Below are 637 nucleotides of genomic sequence, written 5' to 3' on the forward strand. Positions count from 1 at the left end.
GCGCGGGCGACGGGCGGCGGTGGCATGAGACGAACGATAGCGCCTCGGTTACTGCACCGTCCGGCTGGTACAGTAACCAAGGATGTCCGCACACGACCAGGAAGCCAACATGTCGACCGACACACGTACCGAACCAGCTCAGACCCCGGCCCTGGCCGGACCGCGGGAGTGGATCGCGCTGGCCGTCCTGATGCTCCCGGTACTGCTGGTCTCCGTCGACAACACCGTGCTGGCCTTCGCGTTGCCGTCGATCACCGAGACGCTCGGTCCCTCCGGCGCACAGCAGTTGTGGATCATCGACATCTACCCGCTGGTCCTGGCCGGGCTGCTGGTGTCGATGGGCAGCCTGGGCGACCGGTTCGGTCGTCGACGGCTGCTGCTCATCGGCGCGACGGGCTTCGCCGCGGTGTCCACGTTCGCCGCCTACGCCCCCGACCCGCAGACCCTGATCGTGGCGCGGGCCGCGCTCGGCTTCTTCGGTGCCATGCTCATGCCCTCGACGCTGTCGTTGCTGCGCAACATCTTCGTCGACGCCACCCAGCGCCGACTCGCGATCGCCGTGTGGGCCGCGTGTTTCGCCGCCGGTGCCGCGCTCGGTCCGATCGTCGGCGGGTTCCTGCTCGAGCACTACTGGTGG

At 68.8% G+C, this 637-nt stretch carries 1 protein-coding gene; it reads left to right on the forward strand.

Translation table 11 applies throughout. The annotated features are described in order from the left end of the window. Window positions 1–109: 109 nt before the first annotated feature. A partial coding sequence (locus IJ15_RS0124470) for an MFS transporter (RefSeq protein WP_037136319.1) occupies window positions 110–637 on the forward strand: 528 nt, incomplete at its 3' end.

The sequence above is a fragment of the Prescottella defluvii genome, assembly GCF_000738775.1.
Classification (GTDB): domain Bacteria; phylum Actinomycetota; class Actinomycetes; order Mycobacteriales; family Mycobacteriaceae; genus Prescottella; species Prescottella defluvii.